14 protein-coding genes are annotated in these 14,724 nt (G+C 45.0%); 12 read left to right on the plus strand and 2 right to left on the minus strand.

From position 1 onward, the window contains the following. The first annotated feature begins 86 nt into the window (after window positions 1–86). From purM to ablB, 6 genes are all read left to right on the plus strand, one after another. Window positions 87–1,127, plus strand: a complete 1,041-nt coding sequence (gene purM, locus MHB67_RS03160; RefSeq protein WP_024424511.1) for a phosphoribosylformylglycinamidine cyclo-ligase — start codon at window positions 87–89, stop codon at window positions 1,125–1,127. Next, the gene (purN, locus tag MHB67_RS03165; protein ID WP_342492776.1) at window positions 1,124–1,693 is read left to right on the plus strand and encodes a phosphoribosylglycinamide formyltransferase; all 570 of its coding nucleotides are present in this window, start codon (window positions 1,124–1,126) and stop codon (window positions 1,691–1,693) included. Before purM ends, purN begins: the two co-directional genes overlap by 4 nt. Window positions 1,694–1,708: 15 nt before the next feature. Continuing rightward, window positions 1,709–3,247, plus strand: a complete 1,539-nt coding sequence (gene purH / locus MHB67_RS03170; RefSeq protein ID WP_025092624.1) for a bifunctional phosphoribosylaminoimidazolecarboxamide formyltransferase/IMP cyclohydrolase — start codon at window positions 1,709–1,711, stop codon at window positions 3,245–3,247. Window positions 3,248–3,259: 12 nt separating this feature from the next. Next, window positions 3,260–4,534 carry a phosphoribosylamine--glycine ligase gene (purD, locus tag MHB67_RS03175; RefSeq protein WP_342492777.1) on the plus strand — a complete coding sequence of 425 codons (1,275 nt, stop codon included), beginning with the start codon at window positions 3,260–3,262 and terminating at the stop codon, window positions 4,532–4,534. Window positions 4,535–4,645: 111 nt separating this feature from the next. After that, window positions 4,646–4,855, plus strand: coding sequence for a hypothetical protein (locus MHB67_RS03180; protein WP_133744815.1), 210 nt, complete (start codon window positions 4,646–4,648; stop codon window positions 4,853–4,855). Between the two features lie 4 nt (window positions 4,856–4,859). Beyond that, window positions 4,860–5,705, plus strand: a complete 846-nt coding sequence (ablB, locus tag MHB67_RS03185) for a putative beta-lysine N-acetyltransferase (RefSeq protein WP_342492778.1) — start codon at window positions 4,860–4,862, stop codon at window positions 5,703–5,705. Here the strand turns inward: ablB and MHB67_RS03190 are convergent. After that, window positions 5,700–7,358, minus strand: coding sequence for a PucR family transcriptional regulator ligand-binding domain-containing protein (locus MHB67_RS03190; RefSeq protein ID WP_342492779.1), 1,659 nt, complete (start codon window positions 7,356–7,358; stop codon window positions 5,700–5,702). The genes ablB and MHB67_RS03190 overlap by 6 nt on opposite strands. Window positions 7,359–7,549: 191 nt before the next feature. On the opposite strand from MHB67_RS03190, the gene MHB67_RS03195 reads away from it, so the two are divergent. From MHB67_RS03195 to MHB67_RS03210, 4 genes are read left to right on the plus strand one after another with little or no spacing between them, the layout of a single operon-like run. Beyond that, on the plus strand, window positions 7,550–8,914 hold the full coding sequence (locus MHB67_RS03195) for an aspartate aminotransferase family protein (protein WP_342492780.1): 1,365 nt from the start codon (window positions 7,550–7,552) through the stop codon (window positions 8,912–8,914). A 12-nt stretch (window positions 8,915–8,926) separates the two neighbouring features. Continuing rightward, window positions 8,927–9,613: a CoA transferase subunit A gene (locus MHB67_RS03200; protein WP_342492781.1), complete on the plus strand. Its 687-nt coding sequence runs from the start codon at window positions 8,927–8,929 to the stop codon at window positions 9,611–9,613. Next, window positions 9,589–10,254 carry a 3-oxoacid CoA-transferase subunit B gene (locus MHB67_RS03205; protein WP_133744818.1) on the plus strand — a complete coding sequence of 222 codons (666 nt, stop codon included), beginning with the start codon at window positions 9,589–9,591 and terminating at the stop codon, window positions 10,252–10,254. The genes MHB67_RS03200 and MHB67_RS03205 overlap by 25 nt, the downstream gene beginning before the upstream one ends. Before the next feature lie 14 nt (window positions 10,255–10,268). After that, entirely contained in the window at window positions 10,269–11,534 is a 1,266-nt protein-coding gene (locus MHB67_RS03210) for a peptidase (protein ID WP_342492782.1), read from the plus strand. Window positions 11,535–11,566: 32 nt separating this feature from the next. Here MHB67_RS03210 and MHB67_RS03215 read toward each other — a convergent pair whose 3' ends face one another. Beyond that, on the minus strand, window positions 11,567–11,788 hold the full coding sequence (locus MHB67_RS03215; protein WP_197172077.1) for a DUF2892 domain-containing protein: 222 nt from the start codon (window positions 11,786–11,788) through the stop codon (window positions 11,567–11,569). A gap of 125 nt (window positions 11,789–11,913) precedes the next feature. On the opposite strand from MHB67_RS03215, the gene MHB67_RS03220 reads away from it, so the two are divergent. Together MHB67_RS03220 and MHB67_RS03225 are read left to right on the plus strand one after the other, a co-directional pair. Continuing rightward, window positions 11,914–13,656 (plus strand): adenine deaminase C-terminal domain-containing protein, encoded by a 1,743-nt coding sequence (locus MHB67_RS03220; RefSeq protein WP_025092632.1) that lies wholly within the window; start codon window positions 11,914–11,916, stop codon window positions 13,654–13,656. Window positions 13,657–14,216: 560 nt separating this feature from the next. Then, window positions 14,217–14,531 carry a YerC/YecD family TrpR-related protein gene (locus tag MHB67_RS03225; protein ID WP_024424524.1) on the plus strand — a complete coding sequence of 105 codons (315 nt, stop codon included), beginning with the start codon at window positions 14,217–14,219 and terminating at the stop codon, window positions 14,529–14,531. Window positions 14,532–14,724 lie beyond the last annotated feature (193 nt).

The following is a 14,724-nucleotide window of genomic DNA, read 5'->3' on the forward strand; positions in this document are numbered from 1 at the left end:
GAGCAGCAGTCAAGATGATTTGATATGCTGCTCTTTCATTCTGCTGAAAATAAATGGAAGAGAAGCAGCTAAAAGGAGTGAATGGGATGTCAGAAGCATATAAAAACGCCGGTGTCGACATCGAAGCAGGATACGAAGCCGTCAAACGAATGAAAACACACGTGGAACGTACAAAAAGAGCAGGTGTCATGGGTGCTCTAGGCGGATTTGGCGGTATGTTTGATTTATCTGAGCTGCCATACAAAAAGCCCGTTCTTGTCTCAGGAACAGATGGTGTCGGAACAAAATTAAAGCTTGCCTTTTTAATGGATCAACACGATACGATCGGTGTTGATGCCGTGGCAATGTGTGTGAACGATGTGCTGGCACAAGGGGCAGAGCCGCTCTTTTTCTTAGATTACTTAGCAGTTGGTAAAGCAGATCCGATAAAAATTGAATCAATCGTCAAAGGTGTGGCTGACGGCTGTGAGCAGTCTGGTTCAGCGCTTGTCGGCGGAGAAACTGCAGAAATGCCAGGTCTTTACACAGAAGATGAATATGATATTGCTGGTTTTTCAGTAGGCGTCGTTGAAAAGGATGAAATCGTGACAGGAGAGAGCATCAAAGAGGGGCACTTGCTTATTGGACTCAGCTCAAGCGGAATTCATAGCAATGGGTACTCTCTCGTTCGTAAAGTATTGCTGGAAGACGCTGGTCTGGATCTGCATCAAACGTATGAACCTTTTACAAGACCGCTTGGAGAAGAGCTTCTTGAACCGACCAAAATTTATGTGAAGCCTGTTCTCAAACAAGTGAAAGCCGGCAAGATTGACGGCATGGCACATGTGACAGGCGGCGGCTTTATTGAAAATTTACCGCGTATGCTGCCTGAAGGGCTTGGCGTTGAGATTGATAACGGCTCATGGCCAGTACCGCCAATTTTCTCCTTTATTCAAGAAAAAGGACAGTTAAAGGCAGAAGAAATGTTCAACGTGTTTAATATGGGCATTGGTTTTGTCTTAGCGGTAAAAGAAGATGACCTTGTCGAAGTGATCAGAGGACTTGAAGAAGACGGAGAGAAAGCATTTCTCATCGGCCGTGTTCAAAAAGGAGAAGGTGTCACATTCGGCGGTGGAAGCCTCTCATGAAGAAGTTTGCGATCTTCGCCTCTGGAAGCGGGACGAATTTTCAAGCCATTATAGATACATTAAAAAAAGAACAGTGGCAGGCAAAGGCCGCCATTGTGATTTGTGATAAACCGGGTGCAAAGGTGCTGGAGCGTGCCGAGAAAGAGGGCATTCCCTCCTTTGCCTTTACCCCTAAGGCTTTTCCGAATAAAGCCGCTTTTGAACAAACGATCATTGAACAGCTTAGGCTGCATGAAGTGGAATGGATTTTCCTTGCTGGGTATATGAGACTGATTGGTCCGACATTACTTGAAGCATTCAGAGGGAAAATTGTCAATATTCACCCGTCCTTGCTGCCAGCCTTCCCAGGGCTGGATGCCATTGGACAAGCCTATCAAGCAGGCGTCAAAGTGGCAGGCATCACCGTCCATTTCGTCGACGAAGGTATGGATACCGGCCCGATTATTGACCAAGCCGCGATTTATATCGAACAAGGGGAAGAGCTTGAATCGATTGAAAAAAGAATGCATGAACTAGAACACACACTATATCCAAAAGTGATCAAATCACTTTTAGAATTATCTTAATGAGGTGACGAAGGCATGACGATCAAACGCGCATTAATCAGTGTTTCCGATAAAACGAATCTTGTACCTTTTGTGAAAGAATTAACAGAACTTGGCGTTGAAGTGATTTCAACTGGAGGTACACATAAGCTTCTTCAAGAGAACGGCATTGATGTCATTGGAATTTCAGAAGTCACTGGATTCCCTGAAATCATGGACGGACGACTCAAAACACTTCACCCGAACATTCATGGCGGACTTTTAGCAGTGAGAGAAAACGATGAGCATATGGCACAGATTGAGAAGCATGGCATTCAGCCGATTGATCTTGTTGTCGTGAATCTCTATCCTTTCAAAGAGACGATCTCAAAAGACGATGTGACGTATGAAGAAGCGATTGAAAACATTGATATTGGCGGACCGGGAATGCTTCGTGCGGCATCAAAAAACCACCAAGACGTCACAGTGATTGTCGATCCTCGTGACTATGATACAGTCATCCAGCAAATCAAAGAAGGCGGCGTGTCACTCGAGAAAAAACGTGAGCTCGCTGCAAAGGTATTCCGTCATACGGCTGCATACGATGCTCTGATTGCGGATTACTTAACAAACTTTGTGGGCGAAACAGAGCCAGAACAGTTCACTGTCACGTTTGAGAAAAAACAATCCCTTCGTTATGGAGAAAACCCGCACCAAGCGGCGACTTTCTATGAAAATGCTCTTCCAGCCAAAGGTTCTTTGGCTACTGCAAAGCAATTACATGGAAAAGAACTTTCCTACAACAATATCAAAGATGCAGATGCCGCTCTTCAAATTGTACGTGAATTCACGGAGCCAGCAGCTGTCGCTGTGAAGCATATGAACCCATGCGGCGTTGGTACAGGAGAAACGATTGCAGAAGCATTTGACCGAGCATTTAAAGCAGATGAGACGTCTATTTTTGGCGGCATTGTGGCACTTAACCGTGAAGTAGACAAACAAACGGCTGAGGTGCTGCATACGATTTTCTTAGAAATTGTCATCGCCCCATCGTTCAGCCAAGAAGCACTTGACGTGTTAACAGCGAAAAAGAATCTTCGTCTATTAACATTAGATGTAGAAGCGGATCTTGGGAAAAAAGAAAAACAGCTGACAAGTGTCCATGGCGGACTGCTTGTTCAGGATATTGACACGTACGGCTTAGAGGAAGCAACGATTTCTATTCCAACGAAAAGAGAACCAACAGAAGACGAATGGAAAGACTTAAAGCTTGCTTGGAAAGTAGTCAAGCATGTGAAATCAAATGCCATTGTCCTTGCGAAAGATCAAATGACAGCAGGAATCGGTGCTGGTCAAATGAACCGCGTGGGCTCAGCTAACATTGCAATTGAGCAAGCTGGTGAAAAGGCAAAAGGAAGCGCACTAGGCTCTGATGCGTTCTTCCCAATGGGCGATACAGTGGAAGCTGCTGCAAAGGCAGGCGTCACAGCGATCATTCAGCCAGGCGGATCTATTCGTGATGAAGAATCGATTCAAAAAGCAGATGAATACGGCATCGCCATGGTCTTCACTGGCGTTAGACATTTCAAACATTAAGGGGATGACAGTGTGAACGTATTAATTATCGGCAGAGGCGGAAGAGAGCATACCATCGCATGGAAAGTGAATCAAAGTGAACTTGTCAGCCAAGTATTTGTCGCACCCGGCAATGATGGAATGACAGATGCTACGAAGCTTGTACCAATCGACGAAGGCGATCATGAGTCATTAATTCGTTTTGCAAAAGAAAACGAAATCGGCTTAACCATTGTCGGTCCAGAGGTCCCTTTAATCGCAGGTGTCGTTGATGCATTTGAAGAAGCAGGTCTAAAAGTATTTGGACCGAATGCAAAAGCTGCGGTCATTGAAGGCTCAAAGGAATTTGCAAAAGACTTAATGAAGAACTACGATATCCCAACAGCCGCTTACGCTGCCTTTACATCGTTTGAAGAAGCAAAAGCATATGTGGAAGAAAAGGGTGCGCCGATTGTCATTAAAGCAGACGGGCTTGCCGCAGGAAAAGGCGTGACAGTGGCCATGACGCTTGAAGAGGCGGTCGATTGTCTGCATGATTTCTTAGAGGATGAAAAGTTTGGCGATGCAAGTGCATCTGTTGTCATCGAAGAATTTTTAACAGGCGAGGAATTTTCACTCATGGCCTTTGTCAACGGAGAAAAGGTGTATCCGATGGTGATTGCGCAGGATCACAAACGGGCCTTTGAAGATGACAAAGGGCCGAACACCGGCGGGATGGGCGCTTATTCACCAGTTCCGCAAATTTCAGATGAAGTCGTTCAGAAAGCTGTGGAAGATGTCGTCAAACCGGCAGCTCACGCGATGGTGCAGGAAGGGCGTCCATTTACAGGCATTTTATATGCAGGCTTAATGCTGACACCAGAAGGCTCAAAGGTGATTGAATTCAATGCACGCTTTGGCGACCCTGAGACGCAGGTGGTTCTCCCTCGTCTTGAATCAGATCTAGTCCAAGTATTCCTCGATATTCTTGATGGAAAAGATGTGGACTTACAGTGGAAAGACACTGCGGCTGTCAGTGTGGTTCTTGCATCAGAAGGATACCCAGAAGACTATGCAAAAGGCACACCGATCGGTGCCTTGCAAACGACTGTGTCTGATGTTGTGACCTTCCACGCAGGAACAAAAAAAGAAAACGATCAATTCGTCACAAATGGCGGCCGTGTAGCAAATGTAACCGCATTTGACGACACATTTGAAGCGGCAAGATCAAGAGTGTATGAAGCGGTTGAAGAAATCATACAGCCAGGTCTATTTTATCGCCGTGACATCGGTGCCCGTGCGCTGAAAGCTGCGGGGAAAAACGTTTAATCAAAACACCTTTCTATCTGACGAGATGGAAAGGTGTTTTTTGTTCATGAGAAGGGATGCCGGCGGAATATGAAGAAGTAGTATGGGATGACGAGTTTATGAGGAGGCAGCATGGTCATTCAAGGAATCATTCTATTTGCAATCGTGTTACTTATTTTATTTGTACTGTTCTCAAATCTCATCATGTATGAAGCGAGAAAGCAAAACAAAGCCAAAAAAGGCTCAGCCATTCGGTATATGATCATGTCGATTTTTTCTGGTATCGTCATTGTTTCATTTTCCATTTGGATTTTTTTATTAGCTGATTATAAGAGAGGATGAGTATATGGTGCAATTGAAGGAACTTGCGAACGAGCGTTTTTCTGCCTCGATCTGTATTGATTCATTTAATGAGCGAATCCGTTTGGATGACTACAGCGGCAGGGTGCGGGATGTGATTCAGTCGGTTCTTCAGGAAGCTGCAGACTCCAAGGCTTCTAAGGTCATTGTGAAAGTCAGGCGTGAGCATATGCCTCTTTTTTTAGAAAAAGGCTTTCGGCTTGAAGGCGTGTTTTCTCATTATTTTCTTGGAAGTGATGCGTACGGCATGTCGCTCTTTCTGACGGAGGATCGGATGAACAGCCCGTATTGGCTGAAGGAAGATGAAATTGTTGCGTCTATTCAGGAAAAGCCTCTCAAAAAAGACCAAGGCACGTGGCAGGATGAGTATGTGATGAGGAAAGCGGATACGCAGGATATTCACAAGCTGGCAAAGCTCTATGATACCGTTTTTGAAACGTATCCTACGCCAATGAATGAGCCAGATTACATCCAAAAGGTGATGAAGGAAGGGACCGTCTTTTATGCCGTTGAACATGACGGTCACATTGTGAGTGCAGCATCCGCTGAAATCAATGAGCCGTATGGTCATGCGGAATTAACAGATTGTGCGACCCTTCCATCATACAGAAAACTAGGATTCATGCATCATTTGATTCTAGCACTCGAAAAAGAACTTCAATCCATGCACATCTATGTCTTTTATTCTCTCGCACGTGCACTGTCCTATGGAATGAACCAAGTGTTTTATCAGCTCGGCTATACGTATACCGGGCGTTTCCAAAACAACTGCTATATTTTTGACAAAATTGAAGATATGAATCTATGGGTGAAAACGCCAAATGAATCATGAAATGGTTCTCATCTGATCAAGCAGACCAGATAGGCGGTACGCCATGATACTGAGCTGCAGCTTCATCCGATCATCTGTGGATTTGAGGCTGCAGCCTGTTCTCGTTTCAATTTGTTTCAGCCGGTAGCTTAATGTATGCCTGTGAATAAACAATTCTCCCGCAGATTTTTGAATATTTTCATTGTGTGCCAAATACACTTCGAGTGTATGGATCAGGTCAGCCCCCTGTTTTTTCGTATAAAGCAAGGGACTCAACAGCTCCACGTAAAAGTCATGCAAATTCATACCCGCTTCATTCATTTCAAGCAGCATCCCGTATAAGCCGAGCTTTTGATAATGAATGATGCATTCTTCTGTCTTTAAAAGCGGAAGAAGCCTTGCTGCATACTGCGCTTCCTTCGCGCTTTTTGAAAAGAGACCGATCTGGTCATAGGCTCTCCCAATGCCAATCACAATCGGATGGACGGGAAAAAAATAAGACCAAGTGCTCCGGCACTCTTCTGCTGCACGATACCACTCTGCTTCTTGAAACGCTTTTTTTTCTGCTGGTGTAAGAACAAAAATAGAATCGAGCCTTGTCTTTAGTAAAAAAGGAATATGTCTGCGTTCAAATATCGACGTGAGTAATTGAGATAGACGCTGCATCATTTGGTGATCGAGCTGTGTGTGCTGATGCTGAAATTGAAAGTAGATGACCACCTGCTCATCGCTCATATCGTATTGCAGCTTTGTTGCCTGTTCGACCACATAGCTTTCTTCTGTGTATTGCTGCTGCAAAATATCATCTAACAAATGACCTTGCATTTGGTTTTCTGTATCTTGAATGGCTTTTTGCTTCAGCCATTCAATCGCATACACCGCCCCGGCATGCTCGATGGCAATCGCATCGAGATGATGCCATGCTTCCTTTTTCTTCAAAGACACAATAAACCCGAAAATATCACCCATCGCAATCACCGGACATGCAGCAAGGACAAACGCACCGAACGTGTCATAAACGAGCCTTCCTTTCTCCTCAGCCTGCTTGAGAAGAGGTGTCGTTTCGATTGGTTCATGATCTGTCAAAAAGCCAACAGCAGGAGAGTACGTCACTTCATCTTTTATGAGATGAGCTGCGGTTTGATGTAAAAAAACATCTAGCACAACGATGTTCGCCGAAGTGAGGTGTGCCAGCTCATCTGTAATTTGTGTGACATTTTTATTGCTGACATTTAAATGGGTTAGTCTTTGGTGAATGGCTGAAGAATATTTAAGCTGATGGAGCTGGCTGCTGACGATTTGCTCTAGGACGGCTTTTGTGATGTCTGAGAAGTTGACATGTGAAGGAATCTCGATGAGTGGAATGCCGCTGTTTTTGGCAGCTTCGATCAGTGATGCCGGAATTTCCGTTAAGTATACGCCTTTATAAATCGCAATGGCCGATAGACGTTGAGATTGAATCAGCTCCTCAAGCCGGGTGCGCCTTTCCTGGTTGTCTGCAAGCCCAAAGCCGGTTGTGACGAGCAGTTCCCCTTCTGAAAGCCTTGAAGTATCTTCGATAATTTCCACGATGGTCACCCACTGAATGAGGCGGTCCAGTCCATTTTCCCCAGCAAGCAGCTTTGTTTCCTTCATGATATCGAGCGAGAGTGCATCTTTGACGAGAATCGCCATAGACTCATGACCTCCTTTTGAACACTCTTATACACGATGTATAAAAAATGCGTGTGAAATTCGGGCATGTGGCGAATGGAGGATGACTGCCCTCTTGATTAAGCTAATCTTATAACAAGTATACAAAATTTTCTTGCGATTCATGAAAAAAGAAAGATGCAGCTGCTGACGAGAGAGGGAGGAATGACAAAGTGGAGACCCGGGATTACTTAATCAAACCGATGTTGAATCAGCATTATCCTGTGGCTGTGAAAGGAGAGGGGATTTATTTATATGATCGGGACGGGAAAAAATATTTAGACGGCTCATCGGGTGCTGTCACGGCAAGTATTGGACATGGCATACGAGACATCATTGATGCCATGACAGAGCAAGCGGAAAAGGTGAGCTTTACGTACAGATCACAATTCACAAATGAACCAGCAGAAGAACTTGCCTATGAATTGAGTACGCTCTGCCCAGGGAACCTGAACTGGTCTTTTTTTGTCGGAAGCGGATCAGAGGCAACAGAGACCGCCATGAAAATTGCCATTCAGCATTGGCAGGAGCAGGGGAAGGCTGAGAAGAATCACATCATCTCAAGATGGATGAGTTATCACGGCATCACACTCGGTGCGCTGTCGATGTCAGGACATATTGCAAGGAGAGAGCGCTTTGAACCACTGCTCGAAAAACACCCGGTGCTGTCTCCGCCATACAGCTACCGTTCGTGGCTGCCAAAGGAAGAAAGCAAGCAGGTCGAATGGTATGTACAGGAATTTAAAACTGTCATTCAGCGTATAGGAAAAGAGAGGATTGCGGCTTTTATTGCAGAGCCGATTGTTGGAGCAGCGGGTGCGGCGCTTGTTCCGCCAGACGGATATTTTGCGGCGATGAAGCGAGTTTGTGAGGAAAACGATATTTTAATGATTGCAGATGAAGTCATGACAGGCTTTGGACGAACTGGGAAAATGTTTGCCATGGAACATTGGGGCGTCGTACCAGATATTATGGTACTCGGAAAAGGCATGAGCGCCGGCTATTCACCGATTGCTGCAGCTGTCTCAGCGGATCATGTGATTGCACCGATTCTCAGTGGTTCGGGCTCTGTGATGGCAGGCCACACTTATAGCGGCAATCCGCTTTCAGCAGCCGTCTCACTGGCTGTCATTCGATATATGAAAAAACATCAGCTTTCAGAACGGGCTGATCTGTCTGGCCGATATTTAATGAATGCTTTAAAGGATTTGCAAACAAAACATTCCATCATAGGAGATGTGAGAGGAAAGGGGATGCTCATTGGCATTGAATTTGTCGCAGACCGATTATCGAAAACACCATTTCCTGCCCATGCTCAAATGACACATTTAGTTGTGGAGGCGGCAAAGCAAAATGGTTTGCTTGTTTACCCAGCAAGCGCTGGAGAGGATGGTGTGGGAGGTGCAGCGGTTATGATCGCACCGCCACTTTCCATTACGCAGCAGGAGATGGATGAACTGATTCATTTATTCGGGCAGACAATGACGCAGGTCGAACAAGAAGTCATCAATCGAGGGTTTTTCCCATCTGCCATGTAGGGAGGAAAGATGATGAACAAAACAGCGAACTTTGATCAAGTCATCACGCATTTTAGAGACGGAATGACCATTATGTTTGGCGGGTTTGGCGGTGTAGGCTCCCCGCCATCATTGATCGATGCCATTCTAGAAGCCAATATTAAAGACCTGACATTGATCGGGAACGATGCAGGCTTCCCGCAAATCGGTGTTGGCAGGCTGATCACAGAAGGAAGAGTGAAGAAAATCATTGCCTCTCATATTGGCTCAAATCCAATTGCCGGGCAGAAAATGCAGGCAGGGACACTAGACGTTCTTTTTTACCCGCAAGGCATCCTAGCGGAAAAGATCAGGGCAGGCGGGATGGGTTTAGCGGGCATTGTGACAGATGTCGGCATGGATAGTCTCAATCTTGATGAGAAACAATTGGTTCAGCTGGATGGAAAGAAGTATATCCTTGAGCCTGCACTGACTGCGGATATCGCGATTGTGAATGCCCTCAAAGCAGATGAAGCAGGCAACCTGATTTTTGATAAAAGTGCACGGAATACAAACCCGATTGTGGCGATGGCAGGAGACTGGACCATTGCGGAAGTAGAAGAGGTTGTGCCTGTGGGCGGGCTTCATCCAGAGGAAATCGTCACACCAGGCGTATTTGTGAACCAGATCGTGCAATCAAAAGGAGTGAACTGGACATGGGCATGGGAGACATCGATTTAAGACACCGCATAGCCAAACGCGCGGCACAGGAAATTGAAGATGGCATGATTGTGAATCTTGGGATCGGCATCCCGACCCTTGCAGCTGAGTACATCCCAGCACATTACGAGGTGTGGCTGCATGCAGAAAACGGCATTATGGGAGCAGGCGCTTCACCAGCACGAGGGGAAGAAGACCCGAATTTGTGCAATGCCGGGGGTTTTCCCATTACGTTAACAAAAGGCGGATCATATATGGACAGCACAACCGCTTTTGGCATCATTCGCAAAGGGATGCTGGATATGACCATTTTAGGTGCACTTGAAGTCAGCAGTCATGGGGATCTTGCCAATTGGATTGTGCCAGGGAAACGTGTGCCGGGTATGGGTGGAGCCATTGAACTTGCGCAAAAAGCGAAAAAGGTGGTGGTCGTGATGAGCCACCTTGATAAACATGGACAATCTAAGATAAAAGCGGCCTGCACGCTGCCTTTAACTGCTAAGTCTTGTGTGGATCTGATTATTACGGATATGGCAGTCATTGAGGTCAAATCACAGCTGCTCATTTTGCGTGAAGTCATGCCGCCGTATCAGCCGGAAGATGTCATGAGGGCGACAGAGGCGCCGCTCATTTTAGCGCCTGATGTCAAATCTGTTGTGTAGAAAGGATGACTGACTTGCAGCCAACCACACGTATCAGAAACTGGATGAAAGAGCATAAGGAGGAAGCCGTGACGCTTCTTCAGCAAATGGTGCAATGTGACAGCACACAAGGAAATGAGCAAGAAGTACAGCAAATCGTAGCAAATAAACTTTCTGCCATCGGCTTTAATGTTGATGTATGGGACATTGACGGAGATGACTTGCTGAACCATCCGTATTTTTATTCCCCGAGGCGTTCCTTTAAAGGAAGCCCTAATGTCGTCGGACGATTGAAAGGTAAAGGCGGAGGTAAATCTATTTTATTAAATGGGCATGTGGATGTTGTCCCGGCAGGTGATCACAAACAATGGACATATCCGCCCTACAGCGGGCATATCATAAACGGGAGACTTTATGGACGCGGGGCAACAGATATGAAAGGTGGAAACGTTTCTTTACTCTTTGCACTTGAAGCACTGCATGCGCTTCAGATTCCGCTGAAGGGAGATGTCGTGTTTCATAGTGTTGTCGAAGAAGAGAGCGGCGGCGCAGGCACCCTTGCAGCCATACTGAGAGGATATACAGCAGATGCAGCCATCATTCCAGAGCCAAGTCATATGAAAATCTTTCCGATTCAGCAAGGATCTAAATGGTTCAGACTGCATATTAAAGGAAGGGCTGCTCATGGCGGAACAAGATATCACGGCGTTTCGGCTATTGAAAAGAGCACGATAGTCCTTTCACATATAGCGGAACTTGAAGAAGAAAGAAATCAGCGAATCACTGAGCCGCTGTTTCAGCATATCCCAATCCCGATCCCAATCAATATCGGGAAAATTCAAGGCGGTGATTGGCCATCCTCCGTAGCAGACCTTGTCACAATGGAAGGCAGGCTCGGGGTGATGCCGGGTGAAACGGTAGAACAGGCAGAGAAGGAATTAGAAAATTGGATGGCAGGACTCGGAGAAAAAGATGAATGGTTTCAAGAGCATCCTGTTGAGGTCGAATGGTTTGGTGCAAGATGGCTTCCGGGTTCAATCGATACGGATCATCCGCTTTTAGATTTATTGAAGGAACAATATGAAGCGGTCATGAAGCAGCCGCCGAAGATCGAAGCCGCCCCTTGGGGAACGGATGGCGGATTACTGTCACAGGCGGCTGGTATTCCGATCATCGTGTTTGGACCTGGAACAACGGAGCTTGCCCATTTTCCGAATGAATCTATCGACATTGAGCATGTGATAGAAGCAGCAGAAATTATTGCAGGGACAATAGTAGAATGGTGTGAAGCAGCGGAATGAGATGAAAATGATCACAAAAAAAGAAGGCTGCCTTACTCAGCCTTCTCTTTATGTGTGTCCTGCTGCTCACACATGTATGTCACTGGACAAAAACGAAGAATGCCAGATCCCAGTTTCATACCGCCAAACATGATGCCCAAAAGCAGCATTTTACTCCATGGTTTTCTAGCATATAAGGATCCAGCCGCAGTACATATTGTCATTCCGCAGGCAATTCTAATGAGCGCTTCCATTAAGCCGAGATTAGGTTTCATTGAAGGTGAATCTCCTTTTTTAAATTATTTTAAGTGTGATTTCAAGAAATTGTAACGTTTCATTAATGCGTAACGTAGTTCGTTATGTTACGATAGGGCTAATACAAATGAAGGAGAGTATGTGAATGTCCGAACGTACTTTTAATTGGAGAAACAATGACATCCGCACACAAATCGATGTAGTCGACTCAAAAATAGTTCCAACACTCCTTTTAACGAATGGACTCGTGCTTAACCCGTTTTTGAAGCAATGGGTGAAGGCAAATATTTGGATACATGATGATCGAATTGTTTATGTCGGAGCAGAGCTTCCTCAAAATAAATCAGCTAAACGTGTGATTGATTGTGAAGGGAAATACATTGTGCCTGGGTATATAGAGCCTCACGCGCACCCGTTCCATATTTATAATCCCCAATCACTTGCAGAATATGTGTCTCAATTTGGCACAACAACGATGGTCAGCGATAACTTATTTCTTCTTTTGCAAAGCAATGAAAAGAAAGCGCTTTCCACTCTATGTGAATTAAAAAAGCAGCCATTTCAGTATTTCTGGTGGTCCAGATACGATCTTCAAACGGAAGTCAGATATGAAGATGAGATGCTGCCAGTCAACTACCGGAAGGAATGGATTGATCATCCTGACGTCCTCCAAGGCGGCGAATTAACAAGCTGGCCAAGATTGATGGACGGTGATGATCTCATTTTATATTGCATGCAAGAAACGAAGAAGCAGAGAAAACGAATTGAAGGGCATTTCCCAGGAGCTTCTGAGAAAACGCTAACAAAAATGAAGCTGTTTGGCGCGGACAGTGATCATGAAGCGATGAATGCGGACGATGTGTTAAAACGCTTGTCCCTTGGCTATCATGTTTCATTGCGGCATTCTTCCATCCGCCCAGATTTAGTGAACATTTTAAGAGAACTGCATGAGCGTGATTTTAGACACTATGACCACTTTTTCTATACAACAGATGGTGCTGCTCCTCACTTTTATGAGGAAGGCATGATTAACCGTTTGATTTCGATTGCCCTTGAAGAAGGCGTGCCGATCATTGATGCGTATAATATGGCGACATTTAACATTGCAAAATACCATCAAATCGATGATTTATTAGGCGTTGTTGGCCCAGGCCGGCTGGCTTCTATAAATATTTTAGATGATCCAATGAACCCAAATCCTGAAACGGTGATATCTAAAGGGGTTATTCTCAAATTAGATGGCGAGAACCAGCATCAATTCCAAGAAACAAAATGGGAAAATGGCGGGCTTCTTCCATTAGATTTAAGCTATGACCTCACGATGAGTGATTTGCAATTCTCTATGCCGCTAGGTGTCAAGATGAGAAATGCCGTTATTATGGAGCCTTATACAGTGGAAATTGATAACTCAATCAACCAGCTGTCATGTGACCATGATCAAAGCTTCTTTAGCCTGATTGACCGAAAAGGCGAGTGGCGTGTGAATACGATGCTAAAAGGGTTCGCAAATAAAGTGCAGGGCTTTGTCAGCTCATTTTCGCTCACGGGTGACATTTTAGTGATCGGGAAAAATAAAGAAGATATGATGCTGGCACATAAGCGGATGAAAGAAATTGGCGGGGGAATCGTCCTCACAGAGAACGGGAAAATTTTGCACGAAATCCCGCTGCAATTATCAGGCTGTGCATCGGCTGAACCATTTGAGACTGTTCTTCAGCAGGAACAAACATTACGCGAGCTGCTCATTGAGCGCGGCTATCCATTTGACTGCCCAATTGATACACTTGTCTTTTTCCAAAGTACACATTTGCCGTATATTCGAGTGACACCAAGAGGAATATTTGATGTCATGAAAAAAACTGTACTCTTTCCGTCTATAATGCGTTAAAATATAACAGAGTGGAGCTGTATCATCTTTGCTGCATTTCTGACTGCTGTTATAGGGCAGAAGTGAGCCATGGTTCTCTTCACTGCCATGTAAGTGATCATGATCTTATGTGGAGCTGTTGACAAAGCAGAGGGCTTTGACATGACGAATGAAGTACTCTAATTGTAAAATGAATTTGCCGGTTACGCTGACCGGCCAACATATTTTGAATAACCCGAGCAAGGCGGGGCGCATATTTGTGGTCTCGCCGAGCTTTCTGCAAAGCCTGTATATGAGGGCAGAAGACCTAACCAAGCAGAAGTCATCTTTATACTGGAGCAAACAAGTTTGTCAGATTGTCATACAAGGAAAATGACAGAACTTGTCGAATTTGTTTACGATAAAGAAGCTTCGGCTTACGAAAGAACCTGACGGCATTTTCAGCGTAGAACCAAACCTGTCATGATCTGTTCAAAGCTCATTGCTGAGGTTTTAAAAAAATTAGTCAGGAAAGATACCGCTTTCTTAGAAGAAGATCGTGCGAAGCGGTGTGGCAATAGTAAAGGAGAAGATGTATTAAGATGCAAATTGATAAATTAAGGGGCAAAAGCTTAGATCAGTTATTCAACTCCATCTTATCCCTTAAAGACCTGGAAGAATGTTATCGATTCTTTGATGATTTATGTACCATCAATGAAATCCAATCTTTATCACAGCGTCTTGAAGTAGCGCGTATGCTTCGCGAGGGAAACACGTATCATAAAATTGAGACGGAAACAGGTGCAAGCACTGCAACTATCTCACGTGTTAAACGCTGCTTGAACTACGGAAACGATGCCTATACGATGGCTCTTGACCGCGTAGCAGAACAGCAGGAAAATAACGAAACAAAATAAAGCAGCTTTCACTGTAAACAATCCTTTTTACGAAAAATGGACTTGTTTGCAGTTTTTTTATGAAAAGGCGGGCAGGGGCTGATAAAGTGCCTCTGTTTTTTACTTTAGCTCGCCCATAAACCATCTTTCTCCCTCATAGGAGATGCCATCTTCGCTTGAGATGATTTCCTTAAACTCTACTGCTTGCTAACTT

The sequence above is a fragment of the Bacillus sp. FSL H8-0516 genome, from assembly GCF_038635285.1.
In the GTDB taxonomy this organism is placed as follows: domain Bacteria; phylum Bacillota; class Bacilli; order Bacillales; family Bacillaceae; genus Bacillus; species Bacillus safensis.

Excerpts from the sequence above, each read along its gene's own strand:
- MHB67_RS03225 (WP_024424524.1), top strand. The coding sequence starts at position 14,217 with ATGCAAATTGATAAATTAAGGGGCAAAAGCTTAGATCAGTTATTCAAC.
- MHB67_RS03190 (WP_342492779.1), bottom strand. The coding sequence starts at position 7,358 with ATGGCGATTCTCGTCAAAGATGCACTCTCGCTCGATATCATGAAGGAA.
- MHB67_RS03220 (WP_025092632.1), top strand. The coding sequence starts at position 11,914 with ATGTCCGAACGTACTTTTAATTGGAGAAACAATGACATCCGCACACAA.
- purM (WP_024424511.1), top strand. The coding sequence starts at position 87 with ATGTCAGAAGCATATAAAAACGCCGGTGTCGACATCGAAGCAGGATAC.
- MHB67_RS03180 (WP_133744815.1), top strand. The coding sequence starts at position 4,646 with ATGGTCATTCAAGGAATCATTCTATTTGCAATCGTGTTACTTATTTTA.
- MHB67_RS03205 (WP_133744818.1), top strand. The coding sequence starts at position 9,589 with ATGGGCATGGGAGACATCGATTTAAGACACCGCATAGCCAAACGCGCG.
- purH (WP_025092624.1), top strand. The coding sequence starts at position 1,709 with ATGACGATCAAACGCGCATTAATCAGTGTTTCCGATAAAACGAATCTT.
- purN (WP_342492776.1), top strand. The coding sequence starts at position 1,124 with ATGAAGAAGTTTGCGATCTTCGCCTCTGGAAGCGGGACGAATTTTCAA.
- MHB67_RS03215 (WP_197172077.1), bottom strand. The coding sequence starts at position 11,788 with ATGAAACCTAATCTCGGCTTAATGGAAGCGCTCATTAGAATTGCCTGC.
- ablB (WP_342492778.1), top strand. The coding sequence starts at position 4,860 with ATGGTGCAATTGAAGGAACTTGCGAACGAGCGTTTTTCTGCCTCGATC.
- MHB67_RS03200 (WP_342492781.1), top strand. The coding sequence starts at position 8,927 with ATGAACAAAACAGCGAACTTTGATCAAGTCATCACGCATTTTAGAGAC.